The following is a 19526-nucleotide window of genomic DNA, read 5'->3' as shown; positions in this document are numbered from 1 at the left end:
GTTTTCGGTTTTCGAGGGATAGCCGGATCGGTCACTGACCCCTAAAAATGCGGCAAACCTATTCGCCCACCCCAACTGAAAACCGAAAACTGCTTCTAAAACGTCACCCCCACTGACACCTGCGCAGAAGTATTCTTCGCCTTGCCGAGGATACGGTCGGCCGCATACGAGTCAGCCAGCTTTTGCAACCCGAGGTTGTAGCGGGTGCCGACCAGTACTTTCCCGAAGTACAGCGTCAGCCCGGCGCCGAGGCCGTAATCAAACCGGTGAAAATCATCGGTATTCAGATCCCTCGATCCGTTTCCCCAATTGCTTTTCGTATCCAGCTTCGCGTTGAGGAGGTATCCCACATACGGTCCGGCGTGGATATCGACAAAATCGCCGATATGAAATGTAGCCAGCACGGGCAGCTCCAGGTAATTCAGTTTGAAGGTATTCTTCCCGGAAAAATCCGGCAGGTTAAACGTTGCCGTGGTACCCTTGGTGGTATATCCCAGCTCCGGCTGAATGGACAGAAATTCCGGTATGACAGGCAGCTGGGTAAAGGCTGCTATGTGAAAGCCATAGCGGGGATTGCGGTCGCTGGCTTCGTTGACACGGAGGTTGCTGACGGATAGCCCGCCGCGTATTCCGGAACGAACGGGCGTCTGGGCCAGCGTGCTGAATCCGATCAGCAGCGCCGGCAGAAGGAGCAGATAGCGTTTCATGGCAATTAGCGGGCGCTGGTCAACTCGCCGTTGCGGGCAGCCCGTTTCATGTTTTCGTTGGCAGATATGGCGATTTCGACGCGGCGGTTCTGGCGACGACCGGCTTCGGTACTGTTATCAGCTACCGGCTGGGTAAGTCCATAGCCTTTGATGGTCAGTCGGGACGCGCGTACCCCGCGGGAGCGAAGGAAGCTGGATACCGAAGCAGCGCGGCGCTCGGAAAGATCCTGGTTGTAATCGGCAGAACCGGTATTGTCGGTATGGCCTTCCACCAGCAAATCTGTATCCGGGTTTTTCTGAAGGGTTTCGGCGAGTTTTTCGAGGTTCTCGCGCGTGGTGGCGCTGATTTCGTCCGAGTTATAAGCAAAGAGCAGCTGGCCGTCCATGCTCACCCGGATTCCCTCTCCTACCCGTTCAACTTTGGCCGTTTTTCCGAGATCTTTTTCGAGTTGTTTGGCCTGTTTGTCCATTTTCCGGCCGATGATGGCGCCGGCAGCCCCGCCGACGGTCGCGCCCAGAATGGCTCCGATGGCTGTGTTTTTGGAGAAACGCCCGACGACACCGCCGACTACTGCGCCGGCGCCGGCGCCGATCAGTGCGCCTTTCTGGGTTTTATTGAGGCGGGACTTTTTGCGATCCTGGGAACTGCGGGCGCAGGAAGTGAAGGAGGAAATAAGCATTGACACCAGCACTACCATCCACAGTCCGCTGAGAAGTGTCTTTTTCATGGCGATTGATTGTTGGTACTGCTTTTATGTACGGGAAAAAAGAGTACCTGCGGTTTGGATGAAGTGTTAAGGATTCTTAAACCGGGGCATAATGTCCTCACTTTCAAAGCGAAAAAAACGCCGAAAAAAGACTCGATTCCCTTTCCCAAACAAAAAAGCCGCCCTTCCGGACGGCTTCTCTCTTCTCATTAAAACCGCGATCAAAACGCCAGTCGCAGCCGTTCCACCGGCTCATTGCCGATCAGGTGGCTCTGGATAATCTCTTCCACATCTGACAGCTCAACTTTGCCATAAAAAACACCTTCCGGATAGACCACCATCGACGGGCCGAAGGCACATACGTCGAGGCAGCCGGTCTTCTGGGCACGGATGTCAATCTGAAGGCCGAGGTCTTTCAGACGCTCCTTGAAGGCGTCGACCAGGGCCATACCATGCTCTTCGCCACAGGATTTCTTCGGTGCGGGTTTCTGATTCGTACAGATAAAAACGTGTTTCTTGTATTTCATGATGCTCGTTACGAGTCCGGCGAGTGTACCGGAGCTATCCTGCAAAAATAGCCATGAAAGCGGTACTCCCTCCCTACTCCGCGTCGATCCCGGACTATATCCTCGTTACGGTCAAAATCAGAATACGTCGGAATTTTATTATCACAGGAATAAATAGCACTTATCCTTTCCATGCGTACCTATTTTAATGGAGGAATTGCACTATCTTTATCCGGCACCCCATTAACCGAACGAAATTTCCTCAATACCCGCTTGACTTCGCAACCGGGAGAAACTGCCGTGCGGGTTATCCGGCGGCAGCTTTCCCGGATTTCTGCCGAAAACAAAAATCCGGCCCGCTTCTGCTACGAAACGCGCCGGATGAATAGGTCAGCGAGGTCAATGCGGGACAAGGCCAGAGACAAAGGGAGTAAGCCTGTCGGCTTACTCCCTTGTTTGTTATTTCTCGGGATAACCCGGGTTCTGCTTCAGGTTCTGGTTGGCCTGCAGCTGACGCTGTGCAACGGGGAACAGGTTTTTGTTCGGATCGTTGGAAGGCGTGTGATCCCACCAGGAGGCGGTCACAAACTTCCCGAAGCGGATCATATCCGTCCGGCGCTTGCCTTCGAAGATGAACTCGCGGCCACGCTCGGCGAGCAGCTCGTCCAGCGTCAGGGTAGCGGTGGTGTACGCTTCCTTGTCGAAGTCGGCTGCGGTAAACGCGCGCTTCCGGACGTCGTTGATGAGCTTCACTGACTCCGCCGTAGCCGTTCCGCCGTTCTTCCGCATGAGTGCTTCAGCTTTGGCGAAATAGGTATCGGTGAGGCGATAGAGTACCCAGTCGTTGCTCCAGTACTTCGCATCGGTCTGACGGCCGGGGCGGTACTTGTTGAAACGGGCGCCTGAGTTTTCTTCGCCATCGATCATCGTCGAACGGGTACCTCCTTCGCTCGCGCGGCGGATTTCCTTGACGAAGGTCAGCTGCTTGCCGACATACTCTTCGGTACCGAGAACCGGCTTGGTCGGGTCAGTTGTATAGAACTGGGGACCGATCAGCATCCAGGTAGATTTCCGGAGATCATTCTCCTTGAAAGCATCGTAAGCGCTCGGGATGACGACTACCCCGTTGTTTCCGTTGGCATCACCGTCGTAGATGTACCGCTGGTTGAAGTGGTAGAAGTCACTGTTCCAGCCGCAGCGGGTCGGCGTAGCCTGGAAGTCGTACACGAGCTGGAAGAGAATTTCCTTCGAGTTGTCGTTCGTCGTATTATAGGTCGAAAGCAGGTCGCTATCAAGCGCCAGGGTTCCGTTGAGCGCACCGGTTTGCCCGGTAATGATCTTGTCGCAGGCTGCGATGCAATCGTCCCAGCGGGCCTTGCCGGTCCATACTTCGGCGTTGAGATAAAGCTCCACGAGCATGGAGTATCCGGCTGCCTTGGAGATCCGGCCGATCATTTTCTTGCTCAGGTCGGGCAGTGCGTCGACGCTTTCCTTCAGTTCTTTCTCGATGAAAGCGAATACTTCGGCGCGGGCTACCGTCGGAGGGCTCAGGGGCGTACCCACCGTCGTCACCACCGGAATGTTTCCATACAGGTCCATCAGCTTCAGGTAGTGATAGGCCCGGAACACACGGAGCTCGGCGATAAAAGCGGCCTTTTCGGTATCAGAAACGCCGACTTTCGCCCAGTTGATTTTGCCGAAGTCCGTCAGGGCATTGTTACAGAAACCGATACCGGTATACGCCAGACGCCAGGGATCCCAGACGTTGTCTTCGGTATATACCCAGCTATGACCGTGGAGGCGGATCCACTGCGCGTCGTCATACCCGTGGCGGCCTTTCTGCGGCCAGGCCAGCTGATCGGCCGAGAGCTCGTTCAGGCGCCAGTACGAACGCTGGGAAGTCGGCGCCATCCAGGCATTGGCATGGGTATACGGACGAAGAACAGCGGAGAGGATTTCCTGCCGGTTGTTATAGAACTGGTCAGCGTTGATCTCGCTGTACAGCTTTTCATCGAGATTGGTACAGGCGTTGGTGCCGGCCAGTACGGTCAGCAGACCTGCGTAAATGAGTCCTTTATTGAATGTTTTCATCTGCTTGTTCGTCTGTTAGAATTCAACATTGAGACCCAGGGTGAACGAGCGCGTACGCGGGTAGAAACCACGGCCATCGATGCCGGGTCCGAGGCCCGTATCGTCCACTTCGGGGTCCATTCCGCGGTATTTCGTGATGGTAGCCAGGTTTCGGCCGGTGGCATACAGACGGAGACTGCGGATAACAGGCGAGTTGAACTTGAAGTTGTAACCCAGCGTCACGTTGTCCAGCTTCACGAATCCACCCGGTTCGAGGTAGTAATCGGAATACTGAAGCACGTCGTTGATCTGGTTGTTGCGCGTGATCGCGTCTTTCAGGACGTTGTTCGGCAGGTATACCTTGTTGCCGAAGAATACCTGCTGGAGGTTCAGGATCTGGTAGTCGAACTTCCCGCGGAAGAAGACCGTCAGGTCGAAGTTCTTGTACTTCAGACGGTTGTTCCAGGAAAGATAGAATTTCGGAATACCATTGCCGATGTAGGCATAGTCGTCGTTCGGAACGATCTTGTCAGCCGTTACAGCTTCGCCGGTCTTCTTGTAGAAAAGCCACTTGCCTTCCGGTGTGAAACCGGCAAAGCGCTTGCCATAGAAGCTGCCCAGCGGGCCGCCTTCGATCGTACGGATCGCGTCGCCGAGGGCGCCGAAACCACCGATACCACCGAAGGTCAGGTAGGTTACCTTGAATACGTCATCCGAGAACGACACCAGCTTGTTGTGCTGGGTGTTGCCGACTACGTCCATATCCCAGCTGAAATCCTTGCGCTTCAGTACGGATCCGCTCAGGGATACTTCCACCCCGTTGTTGTCGATGACCCCTACGTTGGTGAAGAGCGTCGACTGGATGTACGGAGGCAGCTGCGTGTTGAAGTTACCGAGGAGGTCGGAGGTACGACGCTTGTAAACATCGATCGCCCCGCTCAGGCGGCCCTTGAAGAGGGAAAAGTCTACCCCGACGTTCCATTCCTTCTTCTTTTCCCAACGCAGGTTCGGATTCGGATTGTTGGAAGGGCCGTAGGTCTGACGCCATACGCCGTCGTCGTTGAGGTACAGGTTACCCGTTCCGAGACGCACGAGCGACTGGTAGTTGGGAATACCCTGGTTACCCGTTACCCCGTAACCGATACGGAGCTTCAGTTCGTCTACATAACCCAGTTGCTTGATAAACGACTCCTGCGCCATGTTCCAGCCGAGAGACGCCGCCGGGAAGTACCCGAACTTGTTGTTCCGGCCAAAGCGGGAAGAACCTTCGCGGCGGAGAATCACCTGCGCGATGTACTTGCCCTTGTAGTCGTAGTTCAAACGGCCGAAGAAGGCGATCAGCTTGTTGTCGTACTTGTTGCTCGACAGCGAAGCCTTACCCAGGCTGAGGAAGTTACCGGCGCCGAGGTTGTTCTCTTCGAAGATATCGTTGAGGAAGCCTGCGTTTGCACCGGAGAATTCTTCATACACACCATACTGGTAGCTGTAACCAGCGAGGGCTTTCAGCGTATGGTCTTCGGCGATTTTGCGCTCGTATTCGGCGGTCGACTCAAACGTCGTGTTCGTGTTCAGGTAGTTGTACTTCCGGGCATAGCCGGTACCGTTGATCGGCGTACCGTTGAGGTTATCGAGCATCGACGAGCGCGAGCCACGAAGGCGGTACTCGTTGTCGTTGCGGACGTCCCGCTGAATGGCGCCGAACGCAGACACTTTCAAACCTGCCAGGGGCTCCAGCGTAAACCGTACGTCGGCAGAGGTCGTCTGCTGGTCGCGGAGGTTCTTCTGCTGCGCCAGACGGCCGATGGGGTTCGTCGTTGATCCTTCTTCGTAGTACGTTCCGTCGGGGTTGAATACCGGTTGCGTCGGGTTCCGTCCGAGGGCGTTTTCGAAGTCGCCGGCCTGACCGCCGAGGAGGTTCGCCTTGTTGAAGTTCGTGGCGAGGTTTACCTGAGACGTCAGCATGTTGTTGAGTCCCTTCTGGTTGAAGCTCAGACGGCCACCGAACTGGCGGCGCCAGTTCTGAATTGTGATCGGGTTGGCCTCGTTGTAGTACATCGACACGCGGTAGTTGCTGTTCGGGCCGTTACCGCCTGAAAGCGCCAGGTTATGGTACTGGCTGACGTTCTGCTTGTCGAGCAGCAGGTCATAGAAGTCGGTCGAAGCACCGAGATCCTTCATCTGCGCACCTTTCGGGTTACTCGGATCAGCGGCATAGGTACGCCATTCATCGGCAGTGAGGAAGCGCGGTCTTTTCGACACCACTTCGCGCTGCGCATAGGTCGAATAGCTCACGCGTGCAGGGCCGGTCTTACCTTTCTTCGTGGTGATGAGGATAACCCCGGCGTTACCGCGGGTACCGTAGATTGCAGCAGCGGAACCGTCCTTCAGTACGTCGAATGATTCGATATCATCCTGCTGGAGAAGGTCCAGGTTACCGCCCGGAATACCGTCGACAACGATGAGCGGAGAGCGGTCCCCGTTGATGGAGACAATACCCCGCAGCTGGATCGCTACGCCGGAGTTCGGGTTGTTACCCTGGGTACGGGTGATTTGCAGACCGGCTACCTTGCCCTGGATCAGGTCCATGGCATTCCGGGTACCACCCTGGTTGAAATCTTCGGTCTTGATGGACGTAACGGCGGAGGTTACTTCGCCACGCTTCTGGGTACCGTATCCGACTACGACAACCTCGTTCAGCGATTTGATGTCTGACTTCAGGACGATTTCGATGGCTGTCCGGTTTTCTACCGCAACTTCCTGTGTCTGGAAGCCGATCGAAGAAATGACCAGTGTAGCCTTTCCGTCCGGAATGTTCAGGGTGAAGCGTCCTTCTACGTCCGTAACCGTTCCAACGTTGCCGCTGCCTTTGAGGAGGACGGTAGCGCTGGGTACCGGCGAGCCGGTTTCGTCCTTGACGACCCCGCGTACCGACAGCAACGGATTGCCGATCAGTTTGCCGGGAAGCATCAGGGTGATGTACCGTTCGATGAAGTTGTTGGCCACTTTATTGGCACGGGTAAGCACCAGCCGGTTTCCGACAACTTCAAAGTTGATGTTAAGGGGATGAAGTAATTTGCTGAGAACCGTCGTCAGGCTCTCGTTGGAGGCGTCGATTGATACCGCCCGTCCCGATTGAATCAGGTCAGGGCTGTATGAAAACCGTACGTCAGCCATCTTCTCAATCCGGGACAGCACTTCGCTGACACTCTTGTTCTTCAGCTCTACAGAGATACGCTTATTGAGGATCTCCTGTGCCCGTGTGGTATGCGCCACCGACACGTTCGTAAAGAAGGAAATGACAAGAAGTTGGAGTAATGTTAATCGCATGATCTTCCACCCAAATTCTTTGGAGAATAATGGTTCTTTCATACATTTGAAATGGTTTTTTTGAATAGAAAAACACAAATGATCCCCTGCATCCGTTAACGGCGGATGTGCGAACTTCACAGAGGGAATTGTTTGGAAGTCAGTGGTGGTCGGACATCACTGACTTCATTGTTAAAGGGGGTTTTGAGGCATAGATCGGGGTTAATGGTTCGTGAATAAGCTGAAATGAAATGTTTGTCAGGGTAGAGGTGCACAGCCCCGGCCGGAAACCGCCACGAAGGCGTCCTTTGTCGACCAGTTGGCTTCGATCGTTTTGCAGATAATATCGAGTTTCTGGGACAGCGTGCCGTCCTTCAGATCCGTTGTGATCCGGCAGTTTTCGAGCGCTTTCTGCTCAATCACCACCTTGATTCCGTAGACTTTTTCGATTTCCCGGAAGACGGTACTCACCGGCACCGAATCATACACCAGGCTCACCGGCCGGATGACCGGCAGCTTCGCTTCCGCCAGGGCATTCACCGGACTCTTGAACAGCTTCAGCGCCTTTCTGGCAAATACCACCTGCTCGTTCGGCGTCAGGATAACCTGTTGCGGAAACCGCTCCTTCGGGCGGGTTTCTTCTTCCGGTTCCTGGAAAACGGCTACCTTCCCAGTCCGGACGGTAACCGTCACATCGGCATTGGCACCCCAGGCACGTACGTCAAAACTCGTCCCTAATACCTTGGCTACCAGTCCGTTGGCATGCACGAGAAAGGGCCGGCCCGGGTCGCGTACGACTTCAAAATACGCTTCGCCGCTCAGCGCCACGATCCGTTGTTCCGGTTCAAAGGGAGAGGCATACCGGAGATGGCTGCCTTTCTTCAGAATCACCGAGCTGCCGTCGGGCAGGGATACCAGCCGGGGCGCTTTTTGTTCGTTAAAAACGGTGACAGAATCAACCCGGTTTTCGAGCGCCACCGGCGCCAGCGCCGGAACCGTTGTTTCCGAGGATAAATAGCGGAACAATCCGATGCCCAGCCCGGCCACCAGCACGATGCCGGCAGCTGCCGCTACGCGGCGACCCCAGAAGCGGCGTACAGGCGCTTCCTCCGGCGTAATCCGGCCTGCGATACCCTGCCAGATTTCGTCTTCCTTTTCGCTGCCCGCATACTGGGCCTCCATCAGGGCCGCGCTCGCATCGGAGAGGCGCCGTACTACTTCGGCTGCCCGCTGAACCGTTTCCCGCTTTTCGGGATGGTTCTCCAGAAAGCTCTCCCAGTAAGCCGTCGAAGCTGCGTCCGGTGATTTTACCCACCGGCGAAAGTGAGCATCGCCGATAAAGTCCTCTTCCGACTCAGGTATATAATTCATTCGAAATGGATTGTTTCTACAGGAGATAGCACGGGACCGGGTCGCTCAACTCAGTTTTAGCACTATTTTTTTCCAGGCTTGGATTGATCAGCAAAAAAGAAGGAACAGAATCAGCGGAAGAACGGAGTCTGTCAGGACCCGCCGCAGGGAAGTATACGCCCGGTTGAGGTGGTTATTGACCGATTGCTGGTTGATTCCCATGATACCGGCGATTTCCTCGGTCGAAAAATCGTCGTAAAAAGCCAGCAGTACCGCTTCCCGCTGGCGCCCCGGCAGTTCGCTGATCGCTTTCTGCAAACGCAGCTGCCGGTGACGGGAGGATTCCTCCTCGATCACGCTCGCTTCGAAAGCCGGAATGAAGAAAAGATTGGTGACATCCTCGGAAAACTCGTCGTCTTCCTGGACAAGAGAAGACTGCCGGAGGGCATAGAGCCGGTTCCGGAGGACCCGGAACAGGTAAAATTTGATCGTATGCAGGCTTTTGAGATTTTCCCGGCGCTTCCAAAGCTCGACATATACGTCCTGGATGGCGTCTTCGACCATTTCCAGATCCGAACTGATCCGCTTTCCGTACGCCAGCAGCATGGAGAAATGAGAGCGGTAAATCTGCTCAAACGCCTCCATATCGCCTTGTTTGAAGGCGTGCCACAGCTCCGAATCGTCCTTGTATGTCAGATGCGTACTCAATTGTCTGATCTTCTGGCCCCGAATATACAGCCAAAAGAGGGAATCGTCTTACACACAGGCTCCTTCTCCCGGCCGGAGCGGCAGAAGCCGGCTCCGAACCGGACGATTCCCCTTTTTCCACGGCTGCTGATCAGGTACCAGGAACGAATACTTTCACGGCATTACGCGCCGGCTTCAGGCTTTTGAGGTACACGTAAATACTTCCCAGGTCCTGATCCGACATACCGCCGTACATCGTCCAGGGCATAATCGTCTGAAAGCCCGTGACCTTCGGCGCGTGATAGCTTGAATCGGCATAGGCCTTGAACCGGGCGATAAAAGCCTCCTTCGTCCACTTTCCGATACCCGTCTCAACATCCGGGGTAATATTGGCTGAATACAGGACCCCAGTGGGCAGCTGAAAGTTGCGTCCGCCCGAAAAGGCTTTCTCTTCCAGAATCTGGCCGTTTTCGGCCTGGGTATGGCATTCCTTGCAGCCGGCGGCATTCGCGAGGTACCCGCCGTAAGCAAGCGCGTCCTGCGGATTCGGGCGGGTCGACGGCGACGCCTTCGCCGGAATGGTATTCAGGATAAAATTGAACGGAAAAGAAGCCTCGCTTGCCGGCACTGCGTGGTCAATCGGCTTGAGCGTACGCAGGTAGGCAATGAGGCAGTGGATATCCTCCGGGTCCATACGGGAATAGTACGGGTACGGCATAATGGGGAAGAGCGCGTGCCCGTCGCGGCTCACGCCTGTCGTAATCGCCCGGTAGATTTCTCCGTCGGTCCAGTCTTTCAGTCCTGCCGGCGTAATGTTCCGGGAATAGAATTTCCCCGGAAAGCCCAGCTTCTCGTCAAACAGCTCGCCACCCTGCCCGAGGGTACCGGCGACCATAGGCCCGGAAAAGGCACTCATGTCACGCGCGCTGTGGCAGTCCATGCAAACCGTTACGTGGTTGGCGAGGTACTCGCCACGTGCAACCCGTTCGGGTGTAATCTGAACCGTCAGTTCGGGAGGAGGACCTGTGTCGGGAAGCGCAGTTTTGACATAGGTCAGTAAGGCAGCCAATAGCACTGCTATACCCAGCAGGGCATAGCCGAAGATTTTTGCGGCTCGTTTCATTTTGCTCGTTTTAAGGTGACAGGCGGTATGCTCCCGGCGGCGACACCGGCAGGTTGAACAACCGTTCACAAAAGACGAGAAAAAAGGGATCGTTTCCCACGGAAACCATCCCCGATTCGTAAGCGGTACGATCTGATTCGCAAGTGGTTACGCTACAGGATTCCCTGGGGATGCAATTCGGGAAGAAGGCCCATCTGCCGCAGCATCGAAGCCAGGTCCCAGAGATGCCGGGTACGGGCTACCTTGCCGTCGCGTATCTCCAGAATCGTCTGTCCTTTCAGTTGCAGCCGTTTTTTGGTCGACGGGATATTCATGATCTTTCCCAGCTGCGTGCCGGAAGCGATCCAGGCAATCGCGATCCGGTTTTCTTCCGAGACCATCTCTTCAACGGCCAGTTGCAGATCCGGGAAAGCCAGAAACAGACGGGTAAGTTTCTCATGCAAATCGGTCAGTCCACTGATTCCGGCACCTTCCGACACCAGGCTGCCGAAGTAGTCAGGGTGGTAAATGGCCACAATCCGCGGAACGTCGTGCGTATTGTATGCGTCCAGGATCTCCTCCAGCAATGATTGATGTTGCATACTTCAAACAAGGGTTTATACGCCACCCGCAACCGGCTGTATCAGTCTTCTGCCATCGGTCGTGGCGTTTTCGCCAGCAATCCGATCTGGCGGATCAGGGAAGCAAGATCCCATAACCCGGAGGCATGGCTGACCTTGCCGTCGCGGCATTCAAATATCAAAATTCCCTTCAATTTAATCGTCTTTCCGCTGGGATTAAAACCCATCAATTGCCCGACATGCGTACCGGTCATTTCAAAAACCACGGCCACCCGGCCGCAATCGGCGATGGTATCGGTCCGGCGCAGGCGCAGATCCGGAAACGCATGGACAAAACGGTCCAGGGTATCCCCTACCGCTACTGATACCAGTGGGTTAGCGGCGTTGTCGGCAGCGTGCCGGTGATACACGTCCTGAAGCGCCGTACGGTCGTGCGCATTCCAGGCGTGAAACAGGTCGTCGGTAAAGCGGTGATAGTTCATGTGGACAGGTCATTTAGCGTCGTTGGCAAAAGCCGGCCGGGCTGTTCCGGGTGGTCAGCGACCTACCCCGGAACAATTCGCTGCAGACAACCTCTCTCAGGCCGGGAAATCCGGACGTACTCCCGCGTACCGCCATACACGTTTCCGGACTTCTGTTTTTCAGGTGTGGTATCATTACCCGGTAAAGGGTATTTCATCGTGCGGCGCAGGACGCCGGCTTTTTTTCGGAAGAAAGCCCTCGAACGGACTCTCTCATTTGGACAGTACAAAGGTGCGCCGGCGAACTGGTCACCTGCCAGTCCACTTTTTGTTCACTTTTTGCTCAATCGAAAAAAAAAGCAGGAGAATAGGTCAGTTTTCTTCCTGAACCCAGAGAATATCCGTCAGCGCCCGGATGCCCTTCGCCAGGTAGCGCCGGTAGGTGCTGAACGGAAGGCGGAGAAAATCGGCGATCTGCTCCTGGCTGGTTCCGGCCGGATTGAAGAATGTCCGGTGTACGACACGGTGAAACTTCTCATTGCGGGGCGACGACTCCAGCCCGGAAAGTGCCTCCCGCAGCAGGCGACGGAGCGCAGCCACCCGCTCGGCATCCGGGGCCTGATTCCCGGCTGCTGCGACGACGATCTTGGAACGGAGCAACGGATTCTGATACAGGCGTTTTTCGGAGGAAAGGTCTTTCAACGCCTCCGCTGCACTTTCATAAAATTCATCTTCACTCAAAATCATCACCTGAAGACGTACCGGGCGCTCCTCTCCGTCAGGAACGGAAGCGGGTACACCCAGACCGGCCAGCCATTCCGTTGCCGGTACCTTGCGCCAGTCGTGGGCGAAGAACCCAAAGTCCTGCCCTTCGTTCCGGATCGTCAGTTCCGGTACCAGCTGCATATCCGCGCCGGCCAGCATAGGAGCCCGTAATTCGGGCTGCGACACGCCCCAGAAGGTTACCGCCAGGTTCGGCGTGTTCAGACAATACTGCAAAACCGACAGGTACATACTGCTTTGAAGGCTGGACACTGCCTGATAGGTATCGGCCGACATCCAGAACCGGAACAAGGTCGAGACTTCTCCGCGCCGGAGGTTCCCTTTCTCCCGAAGCCAGGTGAGAGCCCGGTCAACAGTCGGATCGCCCGTGGGTGCGGTCAGCTCCTGCAACCGGATCGCCAGCAGAAAGCCACTGACACCAGCCCCGGCCGGGCGGGATACCCATACCTCCGTTGCGGGGTGCGACAACCAGGCATTGAGGTATCCGGCCGATGCCTCGCCTTCCCACTGCCGGGTCATTGCCAGCAGCGCATCGCGGTCTGCCTGATGCCAGGCCTCCAGCGGCATACCCGGGTTCTCCCAGTGGAAAAACGAACGGACGGTTTCCCGCCGGAGGTAGTTCAATTCAAACAACAGCTTCCGTTGTGTTTCTCCGGTAGTTTTTCCGATGCGGGCTATGTAGTATCGCCGCACGCGGGTATGCAATTCCCGGTACCAGTCGGGGTTTCGCCACTGAAGATCGGCACTGAGTGACTCACGGGCCACTTCGTGCAGGAAGAGCCCGTGGCGGTTCCATTCCACGAAAGACAACTCCTGCAACCAGGCAAACAGCTCGCTGACGTCTTCCATATCCAGGACATGCTGCAACAGCGGCTCGGTCGTGACATGTATCAATGCCGCTATTTCCAGCACCAGCCGGTGAGCGGGCGACGGCACCTTCTGCACAAAATGCTCCAGTAGTTTCCGGATGATATCGGGGGAATCCTCGGGGCGGAATTCCCGGCCCGGATATTGCTCAAGCATATCGGCTACGACCGACAGTGCCAGCGGATGCCCGTGCGTAAAATCCAGAATCCTCGGAATTTGTGCTTCGGAGATGTTTCGCTTATCCAGGTACTCCCGGCTTTCGTGGGGACTGAGGTTCCGGACCTGAATGGTCTTCATCAATTGCTGCCAGCCGGCGTCGATGGTCCACAGGGTCGACGGCGCTTTCCGCCCGCTGATGACCGTCAGGACATGATCCGGCAGAAGCGGCAGAAAATCCTGACGCATCCAGTCGTCGATCGGCTGGAGCAATTCATAGGTATCAATAAAGAGAATGGTGCGTTCGTCCCGGCTTTCCAGTTCATCGTATACCGAAGCATCCGAGCCGATTTGCAGGGCCTGGCGGAGCGAGCCGAGTAATGCTCCCGGCTCTGGGGCAAAATCCCGGGCATCGAGGAAGAGACAGGTATACCCGTTTCCGGCCGACCATTCAATGTATTCGCGGATGAGCGTCGATTTGCCCTGACCACCGGGACCGTATACGTAAAGAAGCACCGTATCCCGGTCGGGATGCCGTACCAGCTGCTGAAAGTCAGCCAGTTCTTTCTCCCGGCCGACAAAGTATTTCTTCCTCGCATGGCGCAGCAGCTCGTGAATTCTTCTGGGCATAGTGCAAAACGGCGGTCCCGTCGTTGAAAGCCAAGTTAGGTATTTTGGGAATACCTCCGGCGACGAATCGCCCGAACGGTTTCCAAACATACCGGTCCCTTCTTATCTTGCTCACCTGTGTAAACCTCTAAAACGCCTTGCCAGATGCAGCGCAAAATCCTCCTGAACGAAAACGAAATTCCAGAAAGCTGGTACAACGTCGTCGCCGACATGCCCAATAAGCCGCTTCCTCCACTCCACCCCGGAACGAAGGAGCCCATTGGTCCGGACATGCTCGCGCCCCTCTTCCCGATGGAACTCATCAAGCAGGAGGTATCGCAGGAGAAATGGGTGGGTATTCCGGAAGAAGTACGGGATCTCTACAAACTCTGGCGTCCGACGCCGCTGTACCGGGCTTACAACCTTGAAAAAGCCCTCGATACTCCGGCGAAAATCTATTACAAGTACGAAGGCGTCAGTCCGGCCGGCTCACACAAGCCCAATACCGCGATTCCGCAGGCCTACTACAATGCCAAAGAAGGCGTCAAGCGCATTACTACCGAAACCGGCGCCGGGCAGTGGGGTACCGCACTCAGTTTTGCCTGCGAGCTGTTTGGTATTGATTGTGAGGTATTTATGGTAAAAGTGAGCTATGAGCAAAAGCCATACCGCAAAATGGTGATGAACACCTACGGCGCGAAGGTCCATCCCTCACCCACGAATCTCACCAATGCGGGTCGCAGTATCCTTGCCCAGGACCCGAATTCACCCGGCAGCCTTGGCATTGCAATCTCGGAAGCGGTGGAAGTTGCAGCTTCGGACGACAACACAAAATACGCCCTTGGCTCCGTCCTCAACCACGTACTCCTGCACCAGACGGTCATAGGTCTCGAAGCCATCAAGCAGATGGAAAAGGCAGGAGACATGCCTGATATTGTGATTGCTCCGTTTGGCGGCGGGTCCAACTTTGCCGGTATTTCGTTCCCTTTCCTGCGCCTGAATTTTGACGAAGGAAAGAAGATCCGCTGTATCGCCGTGGAGCCGGCCTCCTGTCCGAAGCTGACGCGCGGTCAGTTCCGGTATGATTTCGGAGATTCAGTGGGAATGACGCCGCTGATTCCGATGTATACCCTCGGTCACAACTTTGTGCCTTCGCCGATCCATGCAGGCGGTTTGCGGTACCACGGCGCCGGTGCGATCGTCAGCCAACTGCTGAAAGACGGCCTTATCGAGGCACAGTCCCAGCAACAAAACCGCTGTTTTGAAGCCGGGCTTCAGTTTGCCCGCACCGAAGGGATCATTCCGGCTCCGGAAGCAACGCACGGTATTGCCACTGCGATCGACGAAGCCCTGAAATGCAGGGAATCCGGAGAAAGCAAGACTATTCTCTTCAACCTCTGCGGGCATGCCCACTTCGATATGGCGGCATATGAAGCCTACCTGTCGGGCAAGCTCGTCGATCAGGAAATTACTTCTGAAGAAATAGCTGCTTCTTTGGCAACGCTTGATACGCCTGTTCCGGCATAGTGCCTTCTTTCTGTGCATTCTGTGTTTTCTGTGAGAAAAAATAAAGTGGCTCACAGAAAACACAGAATGCACAGACTATCAAAAACCAATTCCCAGTTCTTTCCGCAGCTTTCCCGATAGTTTAGACGCCACAAGCCGGAAGGACTCGTGAATATGCGCCTCCCACTCCGCCTTTGTAAGCCGGTCGAGCGAATCGACGTGCACCCAGTGATAGCGCCCCACGTGCGATGCCGGGTGAATACCTTCCCGCCCGGTTAATACCTCAAATTCTTCCGGTGTTGTTTTGAATGAAGCGGAAACCGGCACCCGGTCGGGCGAAGTAGCCAGAAACATCTTCGCGCCGATGTTGAAACACAGGTGTTCTTCCCATTTGATATCGGTCGTCACGCCCGGAAGTGCCAGGCATATCTCCTGCAGGTCTTCGAGTGTAATGCGGTTCATCTATTAAGTATTTGTATATTTTTCGAGCCAATTGTTAAGTTTTATTTAAATACGGCCGAAGTCCTTTTGCGCCTGATCGCGTGCGGCTAGCTTTACCTGCAATAGCCCGAACCTTCTTTTTGCGGGTATTTACCTCGTCAATCCTCCGCTGAAATGGACTCCAGAAGAGACTTTCTCAAAAAAGCCGCCGTCATGAGCGCCGGTTTTTCCGGCCTCCAGTCGATCCAAAAGGCCTTCGCCATTGATCCCCTCCCCGGTACTACGTATCTCGACGCCGAACACGTGGTGATTCTGATGCAGGAAAATCGCTCGTTCGACCATGCCTATGGTACCTTGCAGGGAGTACGCGGGTTCGACGATCCCCGGGCGATCCAGCTGCCGGACGGCAACAAGGTATGGCTTCAGACCAATGCCAAAGGAGAAACCTACGGCCCTTTCCGCCTCAATATCAAAGATACAAAAGCGACCTGGATGAGTTCCCTGCCTCACTCCTGGGAAAATCAGGTCGACGCGCGCAACAACGGTCGCATGGACGGCTGGCTCGAAGCCAAAAAATCCGGGAACAAAGCCTATGCTGACATGCCGCTGACGATGGGCTACTACAACCGGGAAGACCTGCCGTTTTACTATGCCCTGGCAGATGCCTTCACGGTATGTGACCAGAACTTCTGTTCGTCTCTTACCGGTACTACGCCCAACCGGCTGTACCTCTGGACCGGTACCATCCGCGATCCGCGGCAGGAAGGAGCCATGGCGAACGTCCGGAATGAAAACGTCGATTACGACCGGGAAGTAAGCTGGACGACCTTCCCCGAGCGGCTCGAAGACAACGGCATTTCCTGGAGAATCTACCAGAACGAAATCAGCCTCGATACCGGCCTTCACGGAGACGCCGAAGCCTGGCTCGGCAACTTTACAGATAACCCGATCGAGTGGTTTTCGCAGTACCGGGTACGTTTTCACCCTGCATTTTACGCGTTCATCCAAAAGGAAATACACGTCCTCCCCGGCAAAATCAGGGCGACGGAAGACAAACTGGCCGGTATGAAGCCCGGTGACCCCGATTATGCCAAAACCGAACGCAGGCTAAGGGAGCAAAAACAGTTTCTCGAAGAAATCCCAAAAGACCTGACTGAGTATACCCCTGAAAAATTCCGGGAGTTATCTCAGCGGGACAAAAACCTGCACCAGAAGGCCTTTACGACCAATACAGGCGACAAAGACTACCGTACCCTCGATACCCGGACTTATTCCGACGACGGAAAAACCCGGACCATGTCTCTCCCCAAAGGCGACGTACTCCATCAGTTCCGTCAGGATGTACAGAACAAGCAGTTGCCGACTGTTTCGTGGGTAGTTGCGCCCGAAAACTTCTCCGACCACCCCGGCGCGCCCTGGTACGGCGCCTGGTTCCTTTCGGAGATGATTGATATACTCACCCGGAATCCGGAAGTCTGGAAGAAGACCATTTTTATCCTTTGCTACGACGAAAACGACGGCTACTTCGATCACGTGCCGCCGTTTGTTCCGGCGCACCCCGATCAGCCGGAAACCGGAAAGAATGCGATGAACGCCGTCAACGAATTCGTCACCAAAGAGCAGGAAGACAAGCGGCCGAACAAGGGGCGGACGGGCCCGATCGGCCTCGGTTTCCGTGTACCGCTGGTCATTGCTTCGCCCTGGAGCCGCGGCGGGTATGTCAACTCCGAAGTATTCGACCATACTTCCATCCTTCAGTTTCTGGAGAAATTCCTGTCGCACAAAAAAGGAAAAGCCATTACTGAAACGAATATCAGCGAGTGGCGGCGTACGGTATGCGGCGACCTGACTTCTGCATTCCGGCCCTATCATGGCGAAAAACTGAAACTTCCCGAATTTGTCCGGAAAGAGCCTTTCTACGAAAGTATCCACAAGGCACAATTCAAGGACGTTCCTGCGGGCTACCGGAAAGTATCGAAGGAAGAACTGGCCGATATCCGCCGGAGCGCAAAACCCTCTCCCGAGCGGAACCGGCAGGAGAAAGGTACCCGGGCCTCATGTGCGCTGCCATATGAGCTTTATGCCGACGGAGAAGTACGCGACGGGCGCCTTCACCTCCACCTGGCCACCGGCAAAAACCTGCCCGGCGCTGTTGGCGCGCCGTTTCAGGTGTACGATCAGTCAGGTGAGACCCGCGTCCGAACCTATACCCTCAATGCTGATGACCGTCTCGTCGAAGAACTGCCGTCGGGCCTGTACCGCGTCTATGGTCCGAATGGCTTTTTCCGGGAATTCAACGGCGGGTTGCCTGATCTCGAAGTCCGGTGTGAATACGAATCAAAAGGAAAAGCGTTTACCGGCAATGTCATATTGATGCTTCGTAACCGTAGCCAAAAGCCGGTAAGCCTCGAAATACGGGACGAATCCTACGGAAAAACGGCTCAGACGAAAACACTCCCGGGCGGTGGGACGCTGTCGGTCGTCGTCGATCTGAAAGGCAGCCACCGCTGGTATGATTTTTCCATCCGGATCAAGGGGCGTGACGATGCTTTTTACCGCTATGCGGGCCGGGTCGAAACGGGTAAAGACGGACTGACCGACCCGCTCATCGGCCGGGGATAAGGTACCACAGGAAATAAAAGGCTGAAACCCGCGTTGTGCAAAACAGCGCGGGTTCTTTTTTTGCGCTGTAATGATTTCAACCATGAAGATAAGACTGCTCGTTCCCCTTCTCTCTTTGCCACTGTTTGTCACGGCCCAGGATGCCCAGCAACTTCTCAATGACGGCTTAAAAAAAGCCCAGGCGGGTCAGGTACGGGAAGCCGTCACGCTGTTTAACCAGTCGCTGGCCCAGAAAGATGACTATCCCGTACGTCAAAGCCGGGGGATGGCCTATTCCCTTCTGCGGAATTACGACGAGGCCGTTCAGGATTTTACAAAAGCAATTCAGTTCAAGGCTGATGCGAAGAAGTCGTTTCTCGCCCGGGGAATCGCCCGGAAAAAGCTGACGGACTACCAGGGCGCGCTGGCGGATTTTTCTTCCGCGATCAAAATTGACCCCAAAATGGCCGATGCCTATTACAACCGCGCGCTGGTATACGAACTGCTGGAGAATACAGACAAAGCCTGCGCCGACTACAAACAGGCGCTGTCTGCCGGGTTCAAGCCGGCGGAGCTGAAAGTCGAAACCTGTAATAGCCCGCTGCCGGTACCACCTAACCGGCGCCCGCTGCTTACCCTTGCCGGTACGTCGACAGACACGAAGTATGGACTGACGAAGGACAACCCCGTCCGCGTAGGCACCAGTCCTGCCGGAGAATATGAAAACCTGACGACGTACCTCGATCTGCTTCGGGATGGGCAGGGCAAGCCCATAGAGTTCAAAAAAACGGGTACTTTGCCGTATGCCTCCAACAATGCACCGAATGGAAAAGGTACCATCGAAGTCATTGAGGTGAACTACCGGGATGGGAAAAATGTGGCGAAAAAAGCGACCCTGTACCTGACGATCTTCGACTTCGACACGCCAAAGGCTCCTGCCGGATTATCGACGGTCAAGCGATAAAAAGGAAGGCGGCTGTTTCTGAGAGAAACAGCCGCCTTCCTTTTTTACTTCTGTGAAGTCTGTGTATTCTGTGAGAAACAAAATCAGGCTCACAGAATACACAGACTTCACAGAAATCAGAT

At 55.3% G+C, this 19526-nt stretch carries 15 protein-coding genes; 3 read left to right on the top strand and 12 right to left on the bottom strand.

The genetic code is table 11. The features are described from left to right. Positions 1–95: 95 nt before the first annotated feature. From BLR09_RS19755 to BLR09_RS19700, 11 genes are all read right to left on the bottom strand, one after another. On the bottom strand, positions 96–707 hold the full coding sequence (locus BLR09_RS19755) for a porin family protein (RefSeq protein WP_093207074.1): 612 nt from the start codon (positions 705–707) through the stop codon (positions 96–98). Between the two features lie 5 nt (positions 708–712). Continuing rightward, entirely contained in the window at positions 713–1435 is a 723-nt protein-coding gene (locus tag BLR09_RS19750) for a YiaD family glycine zipper/OmpA-like lipoprotein (protein WP_093207071.1), read from the bottom strand. 200 nt (positions 1436–1635) lie between these two features. Beyond that, a complete protein-coding gene (locus tag BLR09_RS19740) occupies positions 1636–1941 on the bottom strand; it encodes a (2Fe-2S) ferredoxin domain-containing protein (RefSeq protein ID WP_093207540.1) in 306 nt (101 codons plus the stop codon). A gap of 438 nt (positions 1942–2379) precedes the next feature. Beyond that, entirely contained in the window at positions 2380–4011 is a 1632-nt protein-coding gene (locus BLR09_RS19735) for a RagB/SusD family nutrient uptake outer membrane protein (protein ID WP_093207066.1), read from the bottom strand. Positions 4012–4026: 15 nt separating this feature from the next. Continuing rightward, positions 4027–7359, bottom strand: a complete 3333-nt coding sequence (locus tag BLR09_RS19730; RefSeq protein ID WP_093207064.1) for a SusC/RagA family TonB-linked outer membrane protein — start codon at positions 7357–7359, stop codon at positions 4027–4029. 195 nt (positions 7360–7554) lie between these two features. Next, entirely contained in the window at positions 7555–8667 is a 1113-nt protein-coding gene (locus BLR09_RS19725; RefSeq protein ID WP_093207061.1) for a FecR family protein, read from the bottom strand. Positions 8668–8754: 87 nt separating this feature from the next. Beyond that, entirely contained in the window at positions 8755–9354 is a 600-nt protein-coding gene (locus BLR09_RS19720) for an RNA polymerase sigma factor (protein ID WP_093207059.1), read from the bottom strand. 130 nt (positions 9355–9484) lie between these two features. Continuing rightward, positions 9485–10456, bottom strand: coding sequence for a c-type cytochrome (locus BLR09_RS19715; protein WP_093207539.1), 972 nt, complete (start codon positions 10454–10456; stop codon positions 9485–9487). Positions 10457–10608: 152 nt separating this feature from the next. Then, positions 10609–11037: an ester cyclase gene (locus BLR09_RS19710; protein ID WP_093207056.1), complete on the bottom strand. Its 429-nt coding sequence runs from the start codon at positions 11035–11037 to the stop codon at positions 10609–10611. Positions 11038–11078: 41 nt separating this feature from the next. Beyond that, entirely contained in the window at positions 11079–11498 is a 420-nt protein-coding gene (locus BLR09_RS19705; RefSeq protein ID WP_093207054.1) for an ester cyclase, read from the bottom strand. Positions 11499–11849: 351 nt separating this feature from the next. After that, complete coding sequence (locus tag BLR09_RS19700; protein ID WP_093207051.1) at positions 11850–13913, bottom strand: hypothetical protein; 2064 nt, start codon at positions 13911–13913, stop codon at positions 11850–11852. Between the two features lie 144 nt (positions 13914–14057). Between BLR09_RS19700 and BLR09_RS19695 the strand changes: the two genes are divergently transcribed. Beyond that, on the top strand, positions 14058–15419 hold the full coding sequence (locus BLR09_RS19695) for a TrpB-like pyridoxal phosphate-dependent enzyme (protein WP_093207048.1): 1362 nt from the start codon (positions 14058–14060) through the stop codon (positions 15417–15419). 78 nt (positions 15420–15497) lie between these two features. Here the strand turns inward: BLR09_RS19695 and BLR09_RS19690 are convergent, their stop codons facing one another. Further along, positions 15498–15860 (bottom strand): MmcQ/YjbR family DNA-binding protein, encoded by a 363-nt coding sequence (locus tag BLR09_RS19690; protein ID WP_245689959.1) that lies wholly within the window; start codon positions 15858–15860, stop codon positions 15498–15500. A 153-nt stretch (positions 15861–16013) separates the two neighbouring features. On the opposite strand from BLR09_RS19690, the gene BLR09_RS19685 reads away from it, so the two are divergent. Next, the gene (locus BLR09_RS19685) at positions 16014–18461 is read left to right on the top strand and encodes a phosphocholine-specific phospholipase C (protein WP_093207046.1); all 2448 of its coding nucleotides are present in this window, start codon (positions 16014–16016) and stop codon (positions 18459–18461) included. Between the two features lie 82 nt (positions 18462–18543). After that, positions 18544–19404, top strand: a complete 861-nt coding sequence (locus tag BLR09_RS19680; RefSeq protein WP_176785618.1) for a tetratricopeptide repeat protein — start codon at positions 18544–18546, stop codon at positions 19402–19404. The last annotated feature ends 122 nt before the right edge of the window (positions 19405–19526 follow it).

It is taken from the genome of Siphonobacter aquaeclarae (genome assembly GCF_900103285.1).
Classification (GTDB): Bacteria; Bacteroidota; Bacteroidia; order Cytophagales; family Spirosomataceae; genus Siphonobacter; species Siphonobacter aquaeclarae.
This window is presented reverse-complemented; position numbering and strand designations above follow the sequence as displayed.

Bases quoted from the DNA above. Each gene is read 5' to 3' on its own strand.
- BLR09_RS19695 (WP_093207048.1), top strand. From the start codon at position 14,058: ATGCAGCGCAAAATCCTCCTGAACGAAAACGAAATTCCAGAAAGCTGG.
- BLR09_RS19740 (WP_093207540.1), bottom strand. From the start codon at position 1,941: ATGAAATACAAGAAACACGTTTTTATCTGTACGAATCAGAAACCCGCA.
- BLR09_RS19685 (WP_093207046.1), top strand. From the start codon at position 16,014: ATGGACTCCAGAAGAGACTTTCTCAAAAAAGCCGCCGTCATGAGCGCC.
- BLR09_RS19690 (WP_245689959.1), bottom strand. From the start codon at position 15,860: ATGAACCGCATTACACTCGAAGACCTGCAGGAGATATGCCTGGCACTT.
- BLR09_RS19715 (WP_093207539.1), bottom strand. From the start codon at position 10,456: ATGAAACGAGCCGCAAAAATCTTCGGCTATGCCCTGCTGGGTATAGCA.
- BLR09_RS19710 (WP_093207056.1), bottom strand. From the start codon at position 11,037: ATGCAACATCAATCATTGCTGGAGGAGATCCTGGACGCATACAATACG.
- BLR09_RS19680 (WP_176785618.1), top strand. From the start codon at position 18,544: ATGAAGATAAGACTGCTCGTTCCCCTTCTCTCTTTGCCACTGTTTGTC.
- BLR09_RS19750 (WP_093207071.1), bottom strand. From the start codon at position 1,435: ATGAAAAAGACACTTCTCAGCGGACTGTGGATGGTAGTGCTGGTGTCA.
- BLR09_RS19735 (WP_093207066.1), bottom strand. From the start codon at position 4,011: ATGAAAACATTCAATAAAGGACTCATTTACGCAGGTCTGCTGACCGTA.
- BLR09_RS19705 (WP_093207054.1), bottom strand. From the start codon at position 11,498: ATGAACTATCACCGCTTTACCGACGACCTGTTTCACGCCTGGAATGCG.
- BLR09_RS19725 (WP_093207061.1), bottom strand. From the start codon at position 8,667: ATGAATTATATACCTGAGTCGGAAGAGGACTTTATCGGCGATGCTCAC.
- BLR09_RS19730 (WP_093207064.1), bottom strand. From the start codon at position 7,359: ATGAAAGAACCATTATTCTCCAAAGAATTTGGGTGGAAGATCATGCGA.
- BLR09_RS19755 (WP_093207074.1), bottom strand. From the start codon at position 707: ATGAAACGCTATCTGCTCCTTCTGCCGGCGCTGCTGATCGGATTCAGC.
- BLR09_RS19700 (WP_093207051.1), bottom strand. From the start codon at position 13,913: ATGCCCAGAAGAATTCACGAGCTGCTGCGCCATGCGAGGAAGAAATAC.